This window comes from Enterococcus sp. DIV0174 (genome assembly GCF_050529065.1).
In the GTDB taxonomy this organism is placed as follows: domain Bacteria; phylum Bacillota; class Bacilli; order Lactobacillales; family Enterococcaceae; genus Enterococcus_B; species Enterococcus_B thailandicus.
The window spans coordinates 31156-50620 of record NZ_CP172881.1; the positions used below are offsets into that span (position 1 = coordinate 31156).

The window sequence follows — 19465 nt, forward strand, 5'->3', positions numbered from 1 at the left end:
TAATTATATAAAGATTGAATTACCAGAGCTTAGTAAAAGATGTTAAAAATCAATTTCAGAAATAAAAGAAGCAACTGTGATAAAAGTGTGATTATAAAAAAATAAAGAGCCAACAAACATTGATTTAACAATGTTTGTTGGCTCTTTTTATTATTCCCACTCCACAGTTGCAGGTGGCTTAGAAGTAATATCGTACACGATGCGGTTTACGTGTGCGACTTCATTTACGATGCGAACAGAGATTTTTTGCAAGACATCCCAAGGAATACGAGCAAAGTCAGCTGTCATTCCATCAATCGAAGTAACTGCACGGATACCGACTGTGTAATCATACGTACGGCCATCACCCATAACACCAACTGAACGAATGCCAGGTAAGACAGTAAAGTATTGCCAGATGTCACGATCAAGACCAGCTGCTGCGATTTCTTCACGCAAGATAGCATCTGATTCACGAACGATTTCTAATTTGTCTTCGCTGATTTCACCTAAGACACGGATACCAAGACCAGGTCCAGGGAATGGTTGACGCCAAACGATTGAGTCAGGCATTCCAAGTTGAGTTCCTAATTCACGTACTTCGTCTTTGAAGAGTGTATTTAAAGGTTCGATTAATTCGAATTGCATATCTTCAGGTAGTCCACCAACATTATGGTGAGATTTGATTGTTTGAGCTGTTTCAGTACCACTTTCGATAACGTCTGTATAAAGTGTTCCTTGTGCCAAGAAAGAAATACCTTCTTCGCCAGCTAATTTTGTTGCTTCATCATCAAAAACATAAACAAATTCATTACCAATGATTTTGCGCTTTTGTTCAGGATCAGAAACACCTTTTAGTTTGTTTAAGAAACGATCACGTGCATCTACTTTGATGATGTTTAGGCCGAATTTTCCACCTAAGCTTTCCATTACTTGATCTGCTTCATTTTTGCGTAACAAACCATGGTCAACAAAAATTGATGTTAATTGGTCGCCAATCGCTTTTTGTAAAAGGACACCAACAACACTTGAGTCAACTCCGCCAGAAAGGCCAAGCAAGACTTTTTTGTCGCCAACTTGTTCACGGATTTTTTCAACTTGCATATCAATGAAGCTATCCATTGACCAGTTACCTTGGCAATGGCAGACATCGAAGGCAAAGTGACGTAATAATTCGATTCCGTATTCAGAATGACGTACTTCAGCATGGAATTGGATACCATAAAAGTTACGTGTAGTATCTTGAATAGAAGCGATAGGACAGTCTTTGCTTGTACCGACAACTTCAAAACCTTCAGGAACTTTCGTTACTAAGTCGCCATGACTCATCCAAACCGTTTGTTCTTTTGGTGTATCAGTGAATAACACCGCATCATCTGTTGTAACTTCCAATAAGGCTTTTCCGTATTCACGGTTTTTAGCAGGTTCAACTTTCCCACCAAGATTGTACGTAATCAACTGCATTCCGTAACAAATTCCTAATACAGGTATATCTAAATTGAAAATCTCAGGATCAATACTAAAAGCACCTTCGTCATAAACACTGTTTGGTCCACCAGAAAGGATAATTCCTTTTGGATTCATAGCTTTAACTTCTTCTGCAGTAATTCGGTGGCTCAATAATTCAGAAAAGACCCCTAAATCACGGATGCGTCGTGTAATCAATTGATTATACTGGCTACCATAATCTAACACGATAATCTTTTCAACGTTCGTCATATCGGCAACGTTTGTCACATTTATTACCCCTATCCATTTAAATTTATCTCAAAATAGTTTTACTATTTTAAAATGCTAATATTTGCGCATGAAAATCGAATCGATGATATGATTTTCAGTTTTATGGAGAATTATATCTGCTCTACCACGTGTAGGCAAGATATATTCCTCTAAATTTTTCAAATTCACATTTTTCCAGACTTCTTTGGCCATTTGAAAGGCGTCTTCACGATCACCGATTGCAAAACGATAATAATAATTCTCAGGATTTTGAAAAGCTGTGTCTAACAGCGCAGCAAAACGATCGAGATACCATTTTTCAATCAAATCAGGTTCGGCATCAACAAAAACAGAAAAATCAAAAAAGTCACTAACGTAAATTTGTTGGTTAGCTGGGAGTTGTAAGGTATTGATTCCTTCAACGATTAAAATATCTGGTTGCTGGATCACTTCATACTCGTCGGGAATAATATCATAAACATCATGAGAGTAGATAGGAACTTTCAACTCGTCTTTTCCAGACTTTACTTGATTTAAAAAATCAATGAGCATTTCCATGTCATAGCTTTCAGGAAATCCTTTGCGATCCATGATTCCTTTTTCACGCAAGACCTTATTAGGATACAAAAAACCATCAGTCGTAATCAATTGAACGTTTCGTCGTTTTAGCGTACGAGACAAGATTGTTTGCAACAAACGTGCAGTTGTACTTTTTCCAACAGCAACGCTCCCCGCAATTCCAATAATGAAAGGCGACACAGGTACATATTTATGGAGAAAGAGTCCTTTACTTAATGATAAAGATTCAAATTCTTTCATATAAAGATGAATGAGGTGCGTTAAAGGAACATAAATATCTTGAACATCTTGCATCGAGATTCGATCATTCAAGCTTTTGATGCTGTCTAATTCCGCTTGTGTCAGTGGTGCTTGTCCATTACGATAAAATTCTTGCCATTCTTCCCTTGCAATACGATAGTAGTTCATTGGGTCGTTCATAATAGCCTCCTGCGTTCTCTCCCGTCAATGGATTTATTCTAACATAAAATAGTGCTAAACCCTACCTCTTATAAAGGGAATGAGAAGACTTTTTCACGAATTTGAAAACATGGCTTTATCCAATAGGTTCGATTTGCTAAAATCAAAGAAAGAAACGAGTTAAATGAACTGATTTTGAATGGATAGTACTTGTTTGTTTTTGAAGAAAAAGGTAGACTATGTGCAGCATAATAGAAGAAGGATGGAAAAGATGACAGATCATTATTATACAGAGCGTCCCAATGTTGCCCATGACTTTGAGCAATGGTCGTTTGAGTTAAAAGGAAAATTATTTCACTTTGTGACAGATGCCGGGGTATTTTCACGTGAAACGGTAGACTATGGTTCGCGTGTGTTAATCGACGCATTTGATTGGGAAGAAATTCCAGCTGAAGGAAACGTGTTAGATGTTGGCTGTGGTTATGGACCAATTGGGTTAGCCATTGCGTATGCTAGCCAACGTACGATTGAAATGATTGACATTAATTTACGCGCAGTGGAATTAGCACAAGGAAATGCGAATCGTAATCAACTGGCGAACGTAGACATTCATCAATCAAATATTTACGAAGATGTGCATCAAGAAAAGTACGCAGCGATTATTAGCAATCCGCCTATTCGTGCTGGAAAAAAAGTTGTTCACGAAATTTTGACAGGCGCCTATCCACTTTTAGAAACAGGTGGCACGTTGACAATTGTCATTCAGAAAAAACAGGGCGCACCAAGTGCACAAAAGAAAATGGAAGAAACTTTTGGCAACGCAACAATCGTTACCAAAGACAAAGGTTATTACATTATTAAAAGTGTAAAAGAATAAGTTTGACCATCAATTTTTATTGTAATAGATATTCGAGTGTGGAATATCTATTGCAATTTTTTTGTTTGCAAAATTATTTTCATTTTAAGAAAGTGCTATCAATTAACTATTTTTTTAGAAAAGGTTTTGTTACACTGATTAAAAGTTCAAGTTGAGGGGGAGAAAAAGTGAAGTTAACAATTAGAGATATTGCTGAGATGGCTGGTGTATCAGTTACAACTGTTTCGCAAATTTTGAATAATAAAGGAAGTCGCTTTAGTGACAAAACTAGAAAAAAAGTTTTGAACATTGTTAATGAACATCATTATAAGCCAGATTATTTTGCTTCAAATGTAATCAACCGTCATTCAAAAACAATTGGAATGATTGTTCCAGATGTAACAGACTTTTTTTTCTCAAAACTAATTGAAGGCGTCGAAAGCTATTTAAATCCACTTGGGTATGTAATTATGTTGTGTAACTCAAGACACAAGCAAGAAAATGAAATCAAATATTTACGTGAATTAGCGCATCGTTCAGTCGATGGGATTTTATTAGCTACACCAAACGTTTTACCAGAGGCTTATGCTTTAGACAGTGGATTTTATAAAAATATGCCGATTATCTTGATTGATCGTGGTTTAAATCGTCGAGATAGTGGCCGCTTAATTGTTAAAGAATATGAGGGAGCGTATCAAGCTGTTTCATTATTTATCAAAGAAGGACACACAAAAATTGGCATGTTGAAGGAAACAACTGGCTACTATCAACTAGAAGAACGGTTTAATGGCTATCGACATGCACTAAAAGATCATGGAATATCGTTTAATGGGAAATTCGTTGAGCATGGCGAACTAACGGTTCAAGGTGGGTATGACGCAACTAAAAGATTATTGGAACACAAAGATATCACAGCGATTTTTTGTGGAAATGATGCAATGGCAATCGGTTGTTATCAAGCTATTCATGAAATGGGTAAAAAAATTCCGGATGATATTTCTGTCATCGGTTTTGATGGATTAAAATTATCTGAGTACATGATTCCACAATTAACGACGGTGCGACAACCTAGTTTTGATATTGGATTTTATGCGGCTCGTTTTCTAATCGATACGATTGAATTCCCTCAACGCAAAGTTCCGAACAAAGTCTTCGAGACAAAATTAATTATTCGTGAGAGCGTAAAAGCATTGACAAATGGCTAAGTGGGCGGTATATTGCTTATGTAAGTGTTTACAAATGCAGGGCAAAGCCTTTTGCATTTTTAGTAAACCAGTTTACTAAAGTGGTTTACCTTTTATAAAAATAATGTATAATACCGAATGAAGGCTAGGAGGATCAAGCGATGCGAATGGTAGATTTGATTGAAAAAAAGAGGGATGGAAAAACCTTAACAAAGAATGAGATTGATTACATAATTACTAATTATACAAACAATCAAATTCCAGATTATCAGCTCAGCGCATTATTGATGGCAATCTTTTATCAAGATATGACTGATGAAGAAATTACAAACATGACTTTAGCAATGGCAAATTCTGGTGATGTGATCGACTTGACTTCATTGAATGGTATTAAAGTAGATAAACATTCTACGGGTGGAGTTGGAGATACAACTACTTTGATCTTAGCACCGTTAGTTGCAAGTGTGGGTGTGACTGTGGCGAAAATGTCAGGACGTGGGCTTGGTTATACTGGCGGAACGTTAGACAAATTAGAAGCAATTCCTGGATTTAAAATTGAACTTTCAGATGAAGAATTCATTCGAATTGTTAATGAAAGTCAAGTTGCTGTTATTGGACAATCAGGGAATTTAGCCCCAGCGGATAAAAAGCTCTACGCTTTACGTGACGTAACGGCGACTGTAGATTCAATTCCTTTAATTGCTAGCTCAATTATGAGTAAGAAAATTGCAGCTGGTGCGGATGCAATTGTTTTAGATGTAACAACTGGTGACGGTGCCTTCATGAAAAACATTGAGGATGCGAGACGCCTCGCAAAAACAATGACAAGTATTGGCAAACTTGCTAATCGTCAAACGATTGCCGTAATTTCTGATATGTCCGAGCCATTAGGTGAGGCAATCGGTAACAGTTTAGAAGTAGTTGAGGCAATTGAAACATTGCAAGGGAATGGTCCAGAAGACTTAATCGAAATGTGTTACGTATTGGGTAGTCAAATGGTTGTTTTAGCTAAGAAAGCTGACTCTGTAGAAGAGGCTCGTGTAATGCTACAAGAAGCGTTAACTTCAGGTAAAGCCTTAGAAAAATTCAAGGAAATGATTCAAAACCAAGGTGGAGATATTCGCGTGGTTGAAAAACCAGAACTGCTTCTGACAGCACGATATCAAGTAGAACTTCCCGCAAAATCTGCTGGGTTAGTTTCTAAAATCGTTGCTAACGAATTGGGTATCGCGGCGATGATGCTGGGTGCCGGTCGTAAAACGAAAGAAGATGCGATTGATCACGCAGTTGGTTTGAAATTGCATAAAAAAATTGGCGATTCAGTACAAGAAGGCGAATCTTTATTAACTATCTATAGTAATACAGAAGATCTTTCTCAAGTTGTCGAATTATTATATCAAAACATTGAAATCAGTGATTCAGCTAAAAAACCAATTTTAGTACACGATATTATTACTGAGTAGGAAGGAAGAAAAAAATGGAATTAAATCGAATGATTGACCACACAATTTTAAAGGCAGATGCGACAGAGGAAGATGTGTTACGCATCATTGAAGAAGCAAAAAAATATCATTTTTATTCTGTATGTATCAATCCAACTTGGGTTTCATTAGCAAAAGAACAGTTAAAAGGTGAACCTGTTGCAGTCTGTACAGTAATCGGCTTTCCTTTAGGAGCAAATACTTCTGCTGTTAAAGCCTATGAAACGACAGATGCAATCAATAATGGTGCTGACGAAGTGGATATGGTCATCAATATTGGTGCATTGAAATCAAAACAGTTCAATAAAGTTCAACAAGATATTGAGGCAGTAGTCGAAGCGGCAAAAGATCGCGCACTTGTTAAAGTAATTATTGAGACAGCACTGTTAACAAATGAAGAAATCGTCAAAGCTTGTGAACTTGCAAAAATTGCAGGAGCAGACTTTGTTAAGACATCGACTGGGTTTTCAACTGGTGGCGCTAAAGTAGAAGATATACGTTTAATGCGCGCAACTGTTGGTCCTGAAATGGGCGTGAAAGCTTCTGGTGGTATCCACAATGAAGAAGAAGCTGTAGCAATGGTTGAAGCAGGAGCAACACGAATTGGTACGAGTGCTGGAGTTGCTATTATCTCTGGCTCAGTTGGCGAAGGATACTAAAATGAGTGAAGTGGCAAAACAAGAATGGATTGACATTGCTGTAACAGCATTGGAAAAAGCATATGTCCCATATTCACATTTCCCAGTTGGTGCGTGTTTAGTAACAGATACAGAAAAGACGTATCAAGGCGTAAATATTGAGAATGCTTCTTTTGGATTAACCAATTGTGCTGAACGAACAGCATTTTTTAAAGCTGTGTCAGAAGGCGAAAAACAATTTTCTCATTTGGTTATTGCTGGTCACACGCCAGAACCAATTTCACCATGTGGGGCTTGTCGACAAGTAATGGCAGAATTTTGCTCACCAGAAATGCCAGTCACGTTGGTTGGCGATGATGGTGTGACAAAGACAATGACGGTTAGAGAACTACTACCGTATGCATTCACAGAAAAAGATTTATAACCTATGTTCATTCAGTCAGCTGACTGTTGAAAAAACAATTATTTTAGGGGGCTTTACAGAAATGAAAAAAGCAAAATTATTTGGTTTGGGTGCCGTAGCATTAACAGCTGGATTACTTCTAACTGCATGTGGCAATGGCAATAGCGGAACAGATTCAACTGATGGTGGAAGTGGAAGCTCATCAGCAGGAACAACTGCAGCATTAATCACAGATACAGGCGGTGTCGACGACCGTTCATTCAACCAGTCAGCTTGGGAAGGTCTAGAAGCTTGGGGTAAAGAACACAAGCTTTCACGTGGAAACGATGGCTACCAGTATTTCCAATCTTCAAATGAATCAGATTATATTCCAAATATCGACCAAGCTTTAACAGCAGGATTCCAAACAATCTTTGGAATTGGGTATAAATTACAACCTGCCATTAAAGAACAAGCAACAAATAATCCTGAAACAAACTTTGTTATTATCGATGATGTTATTGATGGCTTAGACAACGTAGTTTCTGCAACATTTAAAGACAACGAAGCTTCTTACTTAGCAGGGATCGCTGCAGCTTACACAACTGAAACAAATGTTGTTGGTTTCATTGGCGGAGTAAAAGGTGAAGTTATCGACCGTTTTGATGCTGGATTTACAGCCGGTGTTGAAGCAGGGGCGAAAGAATTAGGTAAAAAAATTGACGTGAAAAACCAATATGCTGGTGATTTCTCTGCACCAGACAAAGGTCGTTCAATTGCACAAGGTATGTACGCACAAAATGCAGACATTATCTTCCATGCTTCAGGCGGAACTGGTAATGGTGTATTCCAAGAAGCAAAATCATTAAATGAATCTGGCGACAAAAAAGTTTGGGTAATCGGTGTTGACCGTGACCAATCAGACGAAGGCGGCTACACATTAAACGGCGAAGATAAAAACTTCACATTAACATCTACACTTAAAGGTGTGGGCACTGTTGTTGAAGACTTAGCTCAAAAATCTGCAGATGGTGACTTCCCTGGTGGAGAACATACTGTTTATGGCTTGAAAGAAGACGGTGTTGGCTTAACAAAAGGTCAACTTTCTGATGAAGCACAAAAAGCAGTTGATGCTGCTAAAGAAAAAATCATTGCAGGCGATGTAAAAGTTCCTGAAGTTCCAGAAAGCAAATAATAATTTTTCTATAGCCTTGTTAGACAACTGTTTGACAGGGCTATGGTTCAATTTTTAGTAGTTGTTTGTTTATTCAAGTGGTCAAAATTTGACTGTTTGAATAAGGGAACACCCCCTGAAGTGAATTTACTTCAATTTGCGAGGACAGATTTCCGATAGTCAGAAATCTTTACTCATCGTTGCCCTAGATAGAAATCGTTAGGATGTGAAAAATGTGGTTCAAGAAAATATTGTCATCGAAATGCGGAATATTACCAAGCAGTTTGGAACATTCAAAGCAAATGACAACATCAATTTGCAAGTAAAAGCTGGGGAGATCCATGCGTTACTTGGAGAAAACGGTGCTGGCAAGTCAACATTAATGAACGTTTTATCTGGCCTTTTAGAGCCAACATCAGGAGAAATTTTGATGCATGGGAAAAAGGTTCAAATCACAAGCCCAACTAAAGCCAACCAATTAGGGATTGGAATGGTTCACCAACATTTTATGTTAGTTGATGCGTTCACTGTTACTGAAAACATAATTTTAGGTAGCGAGCCAAGTCGGATGGGAATTGTTGATCGCAAAAAAGCACGTGAAGAAATTCAAAAAGTATCAGAACAATATGGACTGTCAGTTAATCCAGATGCTTACGTTCGTGATATTTCTGTTGGAATGGAACAACGTGTCGAGATTTTAAAAACACTTTATCGTGGTGCAGATGTCTTGATTTTTGATGAACCAACAGCTGTTTTGACACCACAAGAAATTGATGAACTAATTTTGATTATGAAAGAATTAGTTAAAGAAGGTAAATCTATTATTTTGATTACCCATAAATTAGATGAGATTAAAGCCGTAGCTGATCGCTGTACAGTTATCAGACGAGGTCAAGGAATTGGAACTGTCAATGTAAAAGATGTTAGTTCACAGCAACTTGCTGATATGATGGTTGGCCGAACGGTTTCATTTAAAACGGATAAAAAAGAAGCTCGCCCTCAAGAAGTTGTCCTAGCGATTGAAGATTTAGTTGTAAATGAAAATCGTGGATTAGAAGCAGTAAAAAGCTTAAATCTAGAAGTTCGTGCAGGAGAAGTTTTAGGAATTGCAGGAATTGATGGCAATGGTCAATCTGAGTTGATTCAAGCATTAACTGGCTTGCGAAAAGTTGAAAGTGGAAGTATTCGCTTAAAGGGAGAAGAAATTAGTAATAAACGTCCAAGAAAAATTACGGAGTCTGGCGTCGGCCATGTCCCAGAAGATCGCCATAAATATGGTTTAGTTCTAGACATGACGTTATCTGAAAATATTGCTCTTCAAACATATTACCAATCTCCTTATAGCAAAGTTGGACTATTAAATTATTCAGTTATCAATGAACATGCGAGAGAATTGATTGATGAGTATGATGTTCGTACGACGAATGAATTAGTTCCAGCTAAGGCGCTATCTGGTGGGAATCAACAAAAAGCAATTATTGCACGCGAAATTGATCGCGACCCAGATTTATTGATTGTTGCGAATCCAACACGTGGACTAGATGTAGGAGCCATTGAATTTATCCATAAACGTTTGATCGAACAACGAGATAAGTTCAAAGCAGTATTGTTAGTTAGTTTCGAATTAGAAGAAATTTTAAATGTGTCTGATCGAATTGCTGTGCTTCACCAAGGTAAAATCGTTGGAATTGTTGATCCAAAAGAAACATCTGAAAATGAATTAGGTCTATTAATGGCGGGCTATTCTTTAGAAGAAGCAAGAAAAGAGTTAGAAAAGGCGGGTGGCGCACATGAATGATCGTAGCGAAAAACTCCGTAATTTACTTGTACCTATTTTTTCAGTAATTTTAGGATTAATTTTAGGTGCATTATTAATGGCAGCTTTTGGATATAATCCAATTCAAGGATACTCTTCTATGTTGGAAGCTGCGCTAGGTTCACAACGAAGTATTGGTGAAACTTTACGACAAGCAACACCGCTCATTTTTACAGCGTTAGGATTTTCAGTGGCGAATTCAGCGGGTTTCTTTAATATCGGGCTTTCTGGACAAGCGCTATGTGGCTGGATTGTTAGTGTGTGGTTTGCGTTGGCCTTTCCAGATCTGCCGAAGGTGATTTTGCTTCCAGCTTGTGTCATCTTAGGTGCTTTGGCAGGGGCGATGGCTGCGGCAATTCCCGGATTATTACGCGCGTTCTTTGGAACCAGTGAAGTAATCGTCACAATTATGATGAATTATATTTTATTGTATTTAAGCACTTATGCTTTACATGATGTGATGCCAGAAAGTTATCGTTCAAGTTTAGACTCATCCAATTTAATTAGTCAAAATGCTTCATTAAGAGTTCCTTGGTTAACCCAAATGTTTGGCGGTTCTCGGGTAAACGCTGGTTTGTTCTTAGCTCTAATTGCTTTGTTCCTTGTGTGGTTACTTATGAAAAAGACAACTTTGGGATATGAAATTCGTTCAGTTGGTCTAAATCCTTTTGCGTCAGAATATGCAGGAATGAGTAGCAAACGAACAATTGTTTTATCAATGGTTATTTCTGGTACACTTGCAGGATTAGGGGGCGTTGTTGAAGGTTTGGGAACGTACCAAAACTTTTTTGTTCAAACAACTTCTTTAGCAATTGGCTTTGACGGAATGGCAGTATCTTTACTGGGCTCTGGTTCAGCAATTGGTGTGTTGTTGTCAGCAATTTTATTCAGTATTTTAAAAATCGGTGGTTTGGGAATGCAAACAGGTGCCGGTGTGCCATTTGAAATCGTGAATGTATCAATTGCATTGATTATCTTCTTTATTGGTATTAACTTCTTAATCCGTTTTATTATGGCAAAATTTTTCCAAGGTAAAAAACAAGTAGCTGTAGTTGAAACAATTGAATCTAAATCAACGCATCAAGATCAAGAAGGAGGGAATTTATAATGACAGCTGTAGAATTGATTGCTTTAATCCTTACGTCAACATTAGTTTATTCCACACCTTTGATTTTGACATCGTTAGGTGGAACATTTTCTGAACGAAGCGGAATCGTTAACGTTGGTTTAGAAGGAATTATGGTAATGGGCGCTTTCAGCTCAATCGTATTCAATTTAACGATGAGTCCATCTTTAGGCGCGATGACACCTTGGATTGCCATTCTAGTTGGTGGGATAGTTGGTGTTTTATTTTCATTACTTCATGCAGTGGCAACAGTTAGTCTTCGTGCAGACCACATTATTAGTGGTACGGTAATCAACTTGATGGCACCTGCGTTAGGTGTGTTCTTAGTTAAAGCGTGGTATGGAAAAGGACAAACAGATAATATCACACGAAACTTAGGTTATTTCTCATTTCCTGGGTTATCAAAAATTCCTGTGATTGGTCCAATTTTCTTTAAAAATACATTCTTACCAGCCTATTGTGCTATTTTAATTGCTGTAATTGCTTGGTTTGTCATTTTTAAAACAAGATTTGGTTTACGTCTGCGTTCTGTCGGAGAAAATCCACAAGCTGCAGATACTTTAGGCATCAATGTTTATGCGATGCGTTATTCAGGCGTTTTGCTTTCAGGTTTATTAGGCGGTATGGGTGGTGCAGTATTTGCTCAATCAATCTCAGGTAATTTCTCTGCGGGAACGATTGTTGGCCAAGGTTTCATTTCGATGGCAGCAATGATTTTTGGTAAGTGGAATCCTTTGGGTGTAATGGGTGCATCATTATTCTTTGGTTTTGCACAAAGTTTGAGTATTATAGGAGCACAGCTTCCAGTGATTTCTTCCATTCCACCAGTGTTATTACAAATTGCACCTTACTTGTTAACAATTATCGTCTTAGTTGTTTTCTTAGGACAAGCATCTGGTCCGAAAGCAAATGGGAAGAACTATATCAAATCCAAATAATTTTTAGTTAATAAAAAGGGTGGGACTATGGGAAGTGTTTCTTCGTCTCGCCCTTTTTGTTTAGTTTAAAGTAGAAAAGATGAAAAGAAAGAAGGAATCGAAATGTTTAAACGCGTACACTTAATTGTAATGGATTCAGTCGGAATTGGTGAAGCACCTGATGCAGACAAATTTAATGATGTTGGATCAGATACGCTAGGTCATATTGCAAAAGAAGCAGGTTTAACAATTCCTCACTTAGAAAACTTAGGCTTAGGTGCAATTCGCCCATTAGAAGGCGTAAAGACTGTAACAGATCATCAAGGCTATGCAACAAAATTAGAAGAAGTTTCTGTTGGTAAAGATACGATGACAGGTCACTGGGAAATTATGGGCTTGAATATCAAGACACCATTTCGGGTATTTCCCAATGGATTTCCTGATGAATTATTACAACAAATTGAAGAATTCTCTGGACGAAAAATTGTTTGTAACAAACCTTATAGCGGAACAGCTGTAATTGATGATTATGGTGAACATCAAATGAAGACAGGTGACTTGATTGTTTATACGTCTGCAGATCCTGTTTTGCAAATTGCTGCACATGAAGAAATTATTCCTTTGGAAGAGTTGTATCGTATTTGCCAATTTGTTCGTGATATTACGAAAGATGATCCATACATGATTGGAAGAATTATCGCACGTCCTTATATTGGAGAACCAGGAAACTTCACTCGAACAAGTAACCGTCATGACTATGCTCTTGATCCATTTGGACATACAGTTTTAGACTCATTAAAAGAAGCTGGTAAAGATGTGATTGCTGTTGGCAAAATTAATGACATCTTCAACGGCCAAGGAATCACTCAATCTGTCCGTACTAAAAGTAATATGGATGGTGTAGATCAACTATTAAATGTGATGAAGCAGGATTTCAACGGACTAAGCTTTACTAATTTAGTAGACTTTGATGCTTTATTTGGTCATCGTCGTGATGTTGTTGGTTACGCACATGCAATTGAAGAATTTGATTTACGCATTCCGGAGTTACTTGATGCAATGAATGATGATGATTTATTGTTGATCACAGCAGACCACGGAAATGATCCAACATTCCCAGGAACAGATCATACGCGTGAATATGTACCATTATTGGCTTATAGTAAAAAAATGAATGAACAAGGAAGCTTACCACAAGGGTACTATGCAGATATCTCAGCAACGATTGCTGAAAACTTTGAAGTACCAGCAACTGAAAATGGTGAAAGCTTCTTGAAATTGCTGAAATAATAGTTACTAAAAACCATAACTTAGGAGAAAAAGAATGAAAAAATTAAGCGAAATGTTACAAGAAACAACTCAATTCATCCTTGATCAAGGAGTAAAAGAAATTGAATTTGGTATGATTCTTGGCTCAGGTCTTGGTGAGTTGGCAGATGAAATTGAAGATGCAATTAAGATTCCATATGACAAAATTCCTTTCTTCCCAGTTTCAACCGTTGTTGGACATGCGGGACAACTAGTTTACGGTACATTATCAGGCAAAAAAGTCTTAGCAATGCAAGGACGTTTTCATTTTTATGAAGGGCATTCCATGCAAACAGTTACTTATCCAGTCCGAGTAATGGGCGCTCTTGGTGCACATTCAGTGATCGTAACAAATGCTTGCGGTGGCGTAAATGAATCTTTTGTACCAGGTGATTTGATGTTGATCAGTGATCATATTAATTTTACAGGCACTAATCCGTTGATTGGACCAAATGAAGATGAAATCGGCCCACGTTTCCCGGATATGAGTCAAGCTTACACACCTGCGTATCGAGAATCTGCAAAAGAAGTTGCTAACAAGTTAGGGTTAGACTTAAAAGAAGGTGTCTACATGGGTTATTCAGGTCCAACTTATGAAACGCCAGCAGAAATTAAAATGTCACGTGTCATGGGTGCTGATGCAGTCGGAATGTCGACTGTACCGGAAGTAATCGTTGCGGCACATGGTGGATTAAAGGTGTTGGGTATTTCTTGTATCACAAACCTAGCGGCAGGAATGCAAGCAAATTTAAATCACGAAGAAGTAGTGGAAACAACGGAACGTGTTAAACAATCATTTAAAGCTTTAGTGAAAGAAACCCTAGCAGTATTATAAAAAGAGTAGTAGTTGAAAATGAAGGAGAGATAAACTAAATGAGTGTTCATATCGAAGCAAAACAAGGCGAAATTGCCGATAAGATTTTACTTCCAGGAGACCCACTACGTGCAAAATATATTGCAGAAACTTTTTTAGAAAATCTGGTTTGCTATAATCAAGTTCGTGGAATGTTAGGTTATACAGGAGAATATAAAGGTGAGCGTGTTTCTGTACAAGGTACAGGGATGGGGATGCCTTCAGCGACTATTTATGCGCATGAACTAATTAATTCTTATGGCGTGAAAAAATTGATTCGCGTTGGGACTTGTGGTGCGTTATCAAAAGATGTTCATGTGAGAGATTTAGTGATTGCTCAAGGTGCAGCAACAAGTTCATCTATGATTGAAAAGAATTTTCATCAATTCCATTTTCCACCAATTGGTGATTTCGATTTACTATTAAAAGCTTACGAATTTGCTAAAGGAAAAGGGTACACGACTCATGTAGGAAATGTTTTGTCAGAAGATACCTTTTATAAAGATGATTTAACTGAAACACTAAAGCTAGCTGAACTTGGTGTTTTGGGTGTTGAGATGGAAGCTGCAGCACTTTACTATTTGGGTGCAAAATATAAAGTGCAAACGTTAGGAATTATGACAGTTAGTGATCATTTGATTACTGGAGAAGAAACAACGGCACAAGAACGTCAAACAACGTTTAATGAAATGATTGAAGTCGGTTTAGAGACAGCAATCGCAAAATAATTGTAGAAAAAGCTTGGAACGACTATTATTAATGTTGGTTCCAGGCTTTTTTAATAGGTAAGGAGGAAAAGAAAAATGGAAAACTTTCGCTTTGATGTAGCAACAGATATTCGTTTTGGTAAAGATCGTTGGGACGAATTACCAGAGGTCTTATATCAGTTTGGAAAAAATATTTTACTTGTTTATGGTGGAGGAAGTATTAAAAAAAATGGTGTTTATCAAAATATTATGAGTCGTCTGCAAGAACATGATTTCAATGTGACAGAACTAAGTGGGGTAGAACCAAATCCTCGTATTGAAACAGTTAGAAAAGGGATTGCTCTTTGTCATGAAAATCAAATTGATGTAATTCTTCCAGTCGGCGGAGGTTCAACAATTGATTGCGCTAAAGTGATTGGTGCTGGCGTTTTCTATGAGGGAGATCCATGGGATTTAGTCATCAAAAAAGCAAACGTCGGGAAAGTATTACCATTAGTAACAGTTTTAACACTTGCGGCAACCGGAAGCGAAATGAATCGAGGAGCGGTCATTTCAAATCCCAAAACAAATCAAAAACTAGGTCTAGGTGGTTGGGAAATGTTACCCAAAGTTTCATTTCTTGATCCAACAACGACATTCACTGTACCAAAGAATCAAACGGCGGCAGGCTCAGCAGATATTTTCAGTCATCTAACTGAAAATTATTTTAAGCGGACCGCTGGAACAGATATTCAAGATTTCGTTGCAGAAGGAATTTTTAGAACAGTCATTAAAAATTGCCCAATTGCATTGAAGTATCCAGATGATTATGATGCACGAGCAAACTTAATGTGGGCTAGTACCTTAGCTCTAAATGGATTAACTGGTAGTGGAAAGACGGGTGCGTGGTCCTGCCATCCAATTGAACATGAATTAAGTGCATTTTATGATATTACGCATGGCGTTGGCTTGGCTATTTTGACGCCACGCTGGATGAATTATGCATTGAATGAAGAAACTGAAGAAAAATTTGCACAATTTGCTCGTAACGTGTGGGGAATTCAAGAGTCAGTAAATCATCTTGCTGCAAAAGAAGGAATTCAAAAAACATATGATTACTTTAAAGCATGCGGCATACCTATGACTTTGCCTGAGGTAGGGATTGATGAAACCAAATTTTCTTTGATGGCAGAACAAGCTGTTAAGCACAGTCAAATTGCTACAGATGCGTATGTTCCATTGGATGAACAAGCAGTCGAAAAAATTTTGCGCGAGTGTTTGACAGAATCTAATTATTTATAAGTAAAAAAGGAGTGGCGATTTTATCGCCACTCCTTTTTTTGCTTATAATCAATGAAAATTATAAGTAGTATTTTTTAGCAACAGTTAGATCATCATTCAATTCATAAACAAGTGGTTGACCTGTTGGAATTTCAAGATCCATAATGTCTTCGTCAGAGATTCCTTCGATATGTTTTGCTAAAGCGCGTAATGAGTTACCATGTGCAGCTACTAAAACAGTTTTGTCGTCTAGTAATGCTGGAGCAATATGATCTTGCCAGAATGGTAAAGCACGTTCCAAAGTAACTTTTAAGTTTTCGCCACCAGGAATATCGCGTTTGTCTAACATAGCGTAACGACGTTCATTTGCAGCTGAACCTTCGTCAGTTTCGTCCAATAATGGAGGAAGAGTGTCGTAAGAACGGCGCCAAATATGAACTTGTTCATCACCATATTTTTCAGCAGTTTCTTTTTTGTTCAAGCCTTGTAATTTACCATAATGACGTTCGTTTAAGCGCCATGATTTTACTTGAGGTACCCAAAGTTGATCTGAGTATTCTAAGATAAGGTTACAAGTTTTGATGGCACGAGTTAAAACAGAAGTGTAAGCAATATCAAATTCGATTCCAGCTTCTTTGATTTTGCGTCCGCCTTCTTTTGCTTCTTCGATACCTTCTGGTGCTAAGTTTACATCAGCCCAACCAGTAAATTGGTTTAAAGCGTTCCATTCACTAAGACCGTGACGAGAAAAAACTAATTTTGGCATGTTGTGTGCTCCTTTTTAAAATGTATTTATTTCTGAAAATTTCAGTTCTTGTTTATTGTACAATTTTTTTGAAAAGATTTCCATTGAAAATGATAGAAGATTGAATTCAGATACACAAAAAAATAAGTAATCTTCGGAAAGATTACTTATTTTTAATTAATTATATAATTGCTCAATATCTTTTTCTGGAAGATTTATATATTTATAGCAAGTTCCAACTGAAACACCACATTTTGATGAAATAAATTGAATTGTTTCTTTCTTCTCATAATAAAGGCGACGAATTTTTTTGATGGTTTTGGCATCAATTTTAGGACGGCCGCCAATTTTCCCTTTTTTACGTGCTTCATTCAAGCCAATTAAAGTGCGTTCTTTAATCAATGAGCATTCCATCGTAGCTAGACCTTCCATTAATTGAAAGTAAACCTTGCCCATTGGTTTACGAGTATCGATTTCTTCAGCGATACTTACTAAATGGAGCCCACGATCGTTAAAAAGTTTTGTAAATTCCGTTAATTGTCTTGTTGATTTGCCAAGACGATGAAGTTGGCAAATGACAAGAGTATCTCCTTGTTGCATTTGTTCAATGACGGATTGTAATTTGATCATTGTCTCAGCATCTTTTGCTTCGTACGTTTCATGGAAAATTTCCTGACAACCAAAGGTAGATAGTTGTTCAACCTGAGTTGTTAAATCAACATCGTTTATGGTTGTGCGTGCATAACCAATAATTTTCATGATGATTCCTTTCTAGCGGTGAATTTTAAACAGAATACAATAGTAAAAATTTAGCATAAAGCCCACTAAAAAGATAGTATTTTAGTGGATTTTATCTAGAAGCTTTATCTGAAAATACTATGCTTTAGGGGCATGTGGTGTATCCAAAATTTTCACACCATTTTCGGATCCGACAACTACTTTTGAAACAAGATTCAAGAATAAGCCATGCTCAACAACACCAACGAGATTATCTAAGTAGTCAGCAAGTATTTCTGGTTGTTCAATAGTTTGAAGGTGTAAATCAATAATGAAATGACCACTATCAGTTTTAAGTGTTTCACCATCAGCTGTTTTTCGTAAAACTGGATGAAAATCTTTTGCTGCAAATAGACGTAATAGTTGTTGCGAACCATAAGGGATAACTTCAACAGGAAGAGGGAAATCACCAAGGTTTTCGACTAATTTTGATTCATCAACGATCCAAATCGTTTCTTTTGAATAAGTAGCAACGATTTTTTCGAATAGTAAGGCTGCACCTCCACCTTTAATCCCTTGGAAATCAGTACTAATTTCATCTGCGCCATCAATTGTTAAGTCAACCTCAACAACATCATCAATACTCTTTAATGGAATGCCAAGTTTCTCAGCTTGTTCTTTCGTAGCGTTTGATGTTGTTACACCTATGATATTTAAGCCTTCTTCTCGCATACGACGACCAAGTTCTTCTACCATATAGTAAGCAGTAGATCCTGTTCCAAGACCAACGATCATACCATCTTTGACAAATTTTGCGGCTTCGATACCAGCTTGTTGTTTTAGATTCATGTTTGCTTTTCCCCTTTTTTGAGTTTGAGCTTTCCTGCTTATTTTAGCGTTTATTTTAGTAAAAAGATACCTTTCTTTGGTACCAATTTGAATGATTTTCAAAAAAAATATGGAACAAGTTGACATGGGTTTTCATTCGTGCTATTCTAACGAAGGTGCTTTATCTACAGGTCTCTGTAAAGAGACGTGCTGACTGTTTATCAAAGCATATTTGATAAAGATGCAGACATTGCATTTATTTTTTATCGCAAAAAAAGAACCACCTGGATGTGTGGAACTAGATGCGAATGAGGGAAGGAGGAAACAAGGAATGCCTACAATTAACCAATTAGTACGTAAACCTCGTAAATCAAAGGTGGAAAAATCAAATTCACCTGCTTTGAACAAAGGATATAACAGCTTTAAGAAAACTCAAACTAACGTGAACTCTCCTCAAAAACGTGGGGTAGCAACTCGTGTGGGAACTATGACACCTAAAAAACCGAACTCAGCTTTGCGTAAATATGCTCGTGTTCGTTTGTCAAACTTGATTGAAGTTACTGCTTATATCCCAGGGATTGGTCATAATTTACAAGAACATAGCGTTGTATTATTACGCGGTGGACGTGTAAAAGACTTACCAGGGGTACGTTACCACATCGTTCGTGGTGCACTAGATACTGCTGGTGTTAACGATCGTAAACAAAGCCGTTCTAAATACGGTACTAAGAAACCTAAAGCTTAATTTTAATTAATTAGTCAAACAAACAATTAAACTTTACTTCTATATAAAAGGA

At 37.3% G+C, this 19465-nt stretch carries 19 protein-coding genes; 14 read left to right on the forward strand and 5 right to left on the reverse strand.

The features are described 5' to 3' along the window. Positions 1–150 precede the first annotated feature (150 nt). On the reverse strand, positions 151–1716 hold the full coding sequence (gene guaA, locus IGJ93_RS00150; RefSeq protein WP_067483585.1) for a glutamine-hydrolyzing GMP synthase: 1566 nt from the start codon (positions 1714–1716) through the stop codon (positions 151–153). Between the two features lie 57 nt (positions 1717–1773). Continuing rightward, the gene (gene coaA, locus IGJ93_RS00155; protein ID WP_067483584.1) at positions 1774–2697 is read right to left on the reverse strand and encodes a type I pantothenate kinase; all 924 of its coding nucleotides are present in this window, start codon (positions 2695–2697) and stop codon (positions 1774–1776) included. Between the two features lie 250 nt (positions 2698–2947). On the opposite strand from coaA, the gene IGJ93_RS00160 reads away from it, so the two are divergent. The 13 genes from IGJ93_RS00160 to IGJ93_RS00220 all read left to right on the forward strand — a co-directional run bounded on the left by IGJ93_RS00160 (position 2948) and on the right by IGJ93_RS00220 (position 16399). Next, a complete protein-coding gene (locus tag IGJ93_RS00160) occupies positions 2948–3553 on the forward strand; it encodes a class I SAM-dependent methyltransferase (RefSeq protein WP_067483583.1) in 606 nt (201 codons plus the stop codon). Positions 3554–3720: 167 nt separating this feature from the next. After that, positions 3721–4737, forward strand: coding sequence for a LacI family DNA-binding transcriptional regulator (locus IGJ93_RS00165; RefSeq protein ID WP_067483582.1), 1017 nt, complete (start codon positions 3721–3723; stop codon positions 4735–4737). 140 nt (positions 4738–4877) lie between these two features. Next, positions 4878–6179, forward strand: coding sequence for a pyrimidine-nucleoside phosphorylase (locus IGJ93_RS00170; protein ID WP_071868760.1), 1302 nt, complete (start codon positions 4878–4880; stop codon positions 6177–6179). A gap of 14 nt (positions 6180–6193) precedes the next feature. After that, complete coding sequence (deoC, locus tag IGJ93_RS00175; protein WP_071868759.1) at positions 6194–6856, forward strand: deoxyribose-phosphate aldolase; 663 nt, start codon at positions 6194–6196, stop codon at positions 6854–6856. 1 nt (position 6857) lies between these two features. Then, a complete protein-coding gene (locus IGJ93_RS00180; RefSeq protein WP_067483577.1) occupies positions 6858–7259 on the forward strand; it encodes a cytidine deaminase in 402 nt (133 codons plus the stop codon). 61 nt (positions 7260–7320) lie between these two features. Beyond that, a complete protein-coding gene (locus tag IGJ93_RS00185; RefSeq protein WP_067483707.1) occupies positions 7321–8412 on the forward strand; it encodes a BMP family lipoprotein in 1092 nt (363 codons plus the stop codon). 214 nt (positions 8413–8626) lie between these two features. Next, positions 8627–10189, forward strand: a complete 1563-nt coding sequence (locus tag IGJ93_RS00190; protein WP_067483575.1) for an ABC transporter ATP-binding protein — start codon at positions 8627–8629, stop codon at positions 10187–10189. Continuing rightward, positions 10182–11315 (forward strand): ABC transporter permease, encoded by a 1134-nt coding sequence (locus IGJ93_RS00195; protein ID WP_067483573.1) that lies wholly within the window; start codon positions 10182–10184, stop codon positions 11313–11315. Before IGJ93_RS00190 ends, IGJ93_RS00195 begins: the two co-directional genes overlap by 8 nt. After that, positions 11315–12271, forward strand: a complete 957-nt coding sequence (locus IGJ93_RS00200) for an ABC transporter permease (RefSeq protein ID WP_067483571.1) — start codon at positions 11315–11317, stop codon at positions 12269–12271. Before IGJ93_RS00195 ends, IGJ93_RS00200 begins: the two co-directional genes overlap by 1 nt. A gap of 102 nt (positions 12272–12373) precedes the next feature. Continuing rightward, a complete protein-coding gene (gene deoB / locus IGJ93_RS00205) occupies positions 12374–13540 on the forward strand; it encodes a phosphopentomutase (protein WP_067483569.1) in 1167 nt (388 codons plus the stop codon). 34 nt (positions 13541–13574) lie between these two features. Continuing rightward, positions 13575–14393, forward strand: a complete 819-nt coding sequence (locus IGJ93_RS00210) for a purine-nucleoside phosphorylase (protein ID WP_067483566.1) — start codon at positions 13575–13577, stop codon at positions 14391–14393. A gap of 38 nt (positions 14394–14431) precedes the next feature. Further along, positions 14432–15139 (forward strand): purine-nucleoside phosphorylase, encoded by a 708-nt coding sequence (gene deoD, locus IGJ93_RS00215; protein ID WP_095803337.1) that lies wholly within the window; start codon positions 14432–14434, stop codon positions 15137–15139. A gap of 75 nt (positions 15140–15214) precedes the next feature. Further along, positions 15215–16399: an iron-containing alcohol dehydrogenase gene (locus IGJ93_RS00220; protein WP_075491927.1), complete on the forward strand. Its 1185-nt coding sequence runs from the start codon at positions 15215–15217 to the stop codon at positions 16397–16399. Positions 16400–16457: 58 nt separating this feature from the next. On the opposite strand, the gene gpmA is transcribed toward IGJ93_RS00220, so the two are convergent. From gpmA to rpiA, 3 genes are all read right to left on the reverse strand, one after another. Continuing rightward, positions 16458–17144, reverse strand: a complete 687-nt coding sequence (gpmA, locus tag IGJ93_RS00225) for a 2,3-diphosphoglycerate-dependent phosphoglycerate mutase (RefSeq protein WP_067483560.1) — start codon at positions 17142–17144, stop codon at positions 16458–16460. Between the two features lie 156 nt (positions 17145–17300). Then, the gene (locus tag IGJ93_RS00230; RefSeq protein ID WP_067483558.1) at positions 17301–17882 is read right to left on the reverse strand and encodes a recombinase family protein; all 582 of its coding nucleotides are present in this window, start codon (positions 17880–17882) and stop codon (positions 17301–17303) included. A 117-nt stretch (positions 17883–17999) separates the two neighbouring features. Continuing rightward, entirely contained in the window at positions 18000–18689 is a 690-nt protein-coding gene (gene rpiA, locus IGJ93_RS00235) for a ribose-5-phosphate isomerase RpiA (RefSeq protein WP_086270533.1), read from the reverse strand. Between the two features lie 310 nt (positions 18690–18999). Here rpiA and rpsL point away from each other — a divergent pair, with 310 nt between their 5' ends. Further along, positions 19000–19413: a 30S ribosomal protein S12 gene (gene rpsL / locus IGJ93_RS00240; protein ID WP_002294318.1), complete on the forward strand. Its 414-nt coding sequence runs from the start codon at positions 19000–19002 to the stop codon at positions 19411–19413. Positions 19414–19465: the final 52 nt, after the last annotated feature.

Excerpts from the sequence above, each read along its gene's own strand:
- gpmA (WP_067483560.1), bottom strand. The coding sequence starts at position 17,144 with ATGCCAAAATTAGTTTTTTCTCGTCACGGTCTTAGTGAATGGAACGCT.
- IGJ93_RS00185 (WP_067483707.1), top strand. The coding sequence starts at position 7,321 with ATGAAAAAAGCAAAATTATTTGGTTTGGGTGCCGTAGCATTAACAGCT.
- IGJ93_RS00220 (WP_075491927.1), top strand. The coding sequence starts at position 15,215 with ATGGAAAACTTTCGCTTTGATGTAGCAACAGATATTCGTTTTGGTAAA.
- IGJ93_RS00170 (WP_071868760.1), top strand. The coding sequence starts at position 4,878 with ATGCGAATGGTAGATTTGATTGAAAAAAAGAGGGATGGAAAAACCTTA.
- IGJ93_RS00230 (WP_067483558.1), bottom strand. The coding sequence starts at position 17,882 with ATGAAAATTATTGGTTATGCACGCACAACCATAAACGATGTTGATTTA.
- deoB (WP_067483569.1), top strand. The coding sequence starts at position 12,374 with ATGTTTAAACGCGTACACTTAATTGTAATGGATTCAGTCGGAATTGGT.
- deoD (WP_095803337.1), top strand. The coding sequence starts at position 14,432 with ATGAGTGTTCATATCGAAGCAAAACAAGGCGAAATTGCCGATAAGATT.
- IGJ93_RS00160 (WP_067483583.1), top strand. The coding sequence starts at position 2,948 with ATGACAGATCATTATTATACAGAGCGTCCCAATGTTGCCCATGACTTT.
- rpsL (WP_002294318.1), top strand. The coding sequence starts at position 19,000 with ATGCCTACAATTAACCAATTAGTACGTAAACCTCGTAAATCAAAGGTG.
- IGJ93_RS00210 (WP_067483566.1), top strand. The coding sequence starts at position 13,575 with ATGAAAAAATTAAGCGAAATGTTACAAGAAACAACTCAATTCATCCTT.
- rpiA (WP_086270533.1), bottom strand. The coding sequence starts at position 18,689 with ATGAATCTAAAACAACAAGCTGGTATCGAAGCCGCAAAATTTGTCAAA.
- IGJ93_RS00180 (WP_067483577.1), top strand. The coding sequence starts at position 6,858 with ATGAGTGAAGTGGCAAAACAAGAATGGATTGACATTGCTGTAACAGCA.
- IGJ93_RS00200 (WP_067483571.1), top strand. The coding sequence starts at position 11,315 with ATGACAGCTGTAGAATTGATTGCTTTAATCCTTACGTCAACATTAGTT.
- coaA (WP_067483584.1), bottom strand. The coding sequence starts at position 2,697 with ATGAACGACCCAATGAACTACTATCGTATTGCAAGGGAAGAATGGCAA.
- deoC (WP_071868759.1), top strand. The coding sequence starts at position 6,194 with ATGGAATTAAATCGAATGATTGACCACACAATTTTAAAGGCAGATGCG.
- IGJ93_RS00195 (WP_067483573.1), top strand. The coding sequence starts at position 10,182 with ATGAATGATCGTAGCGAAAAACTCCGTAATTTACTTGTACCTATTTTT.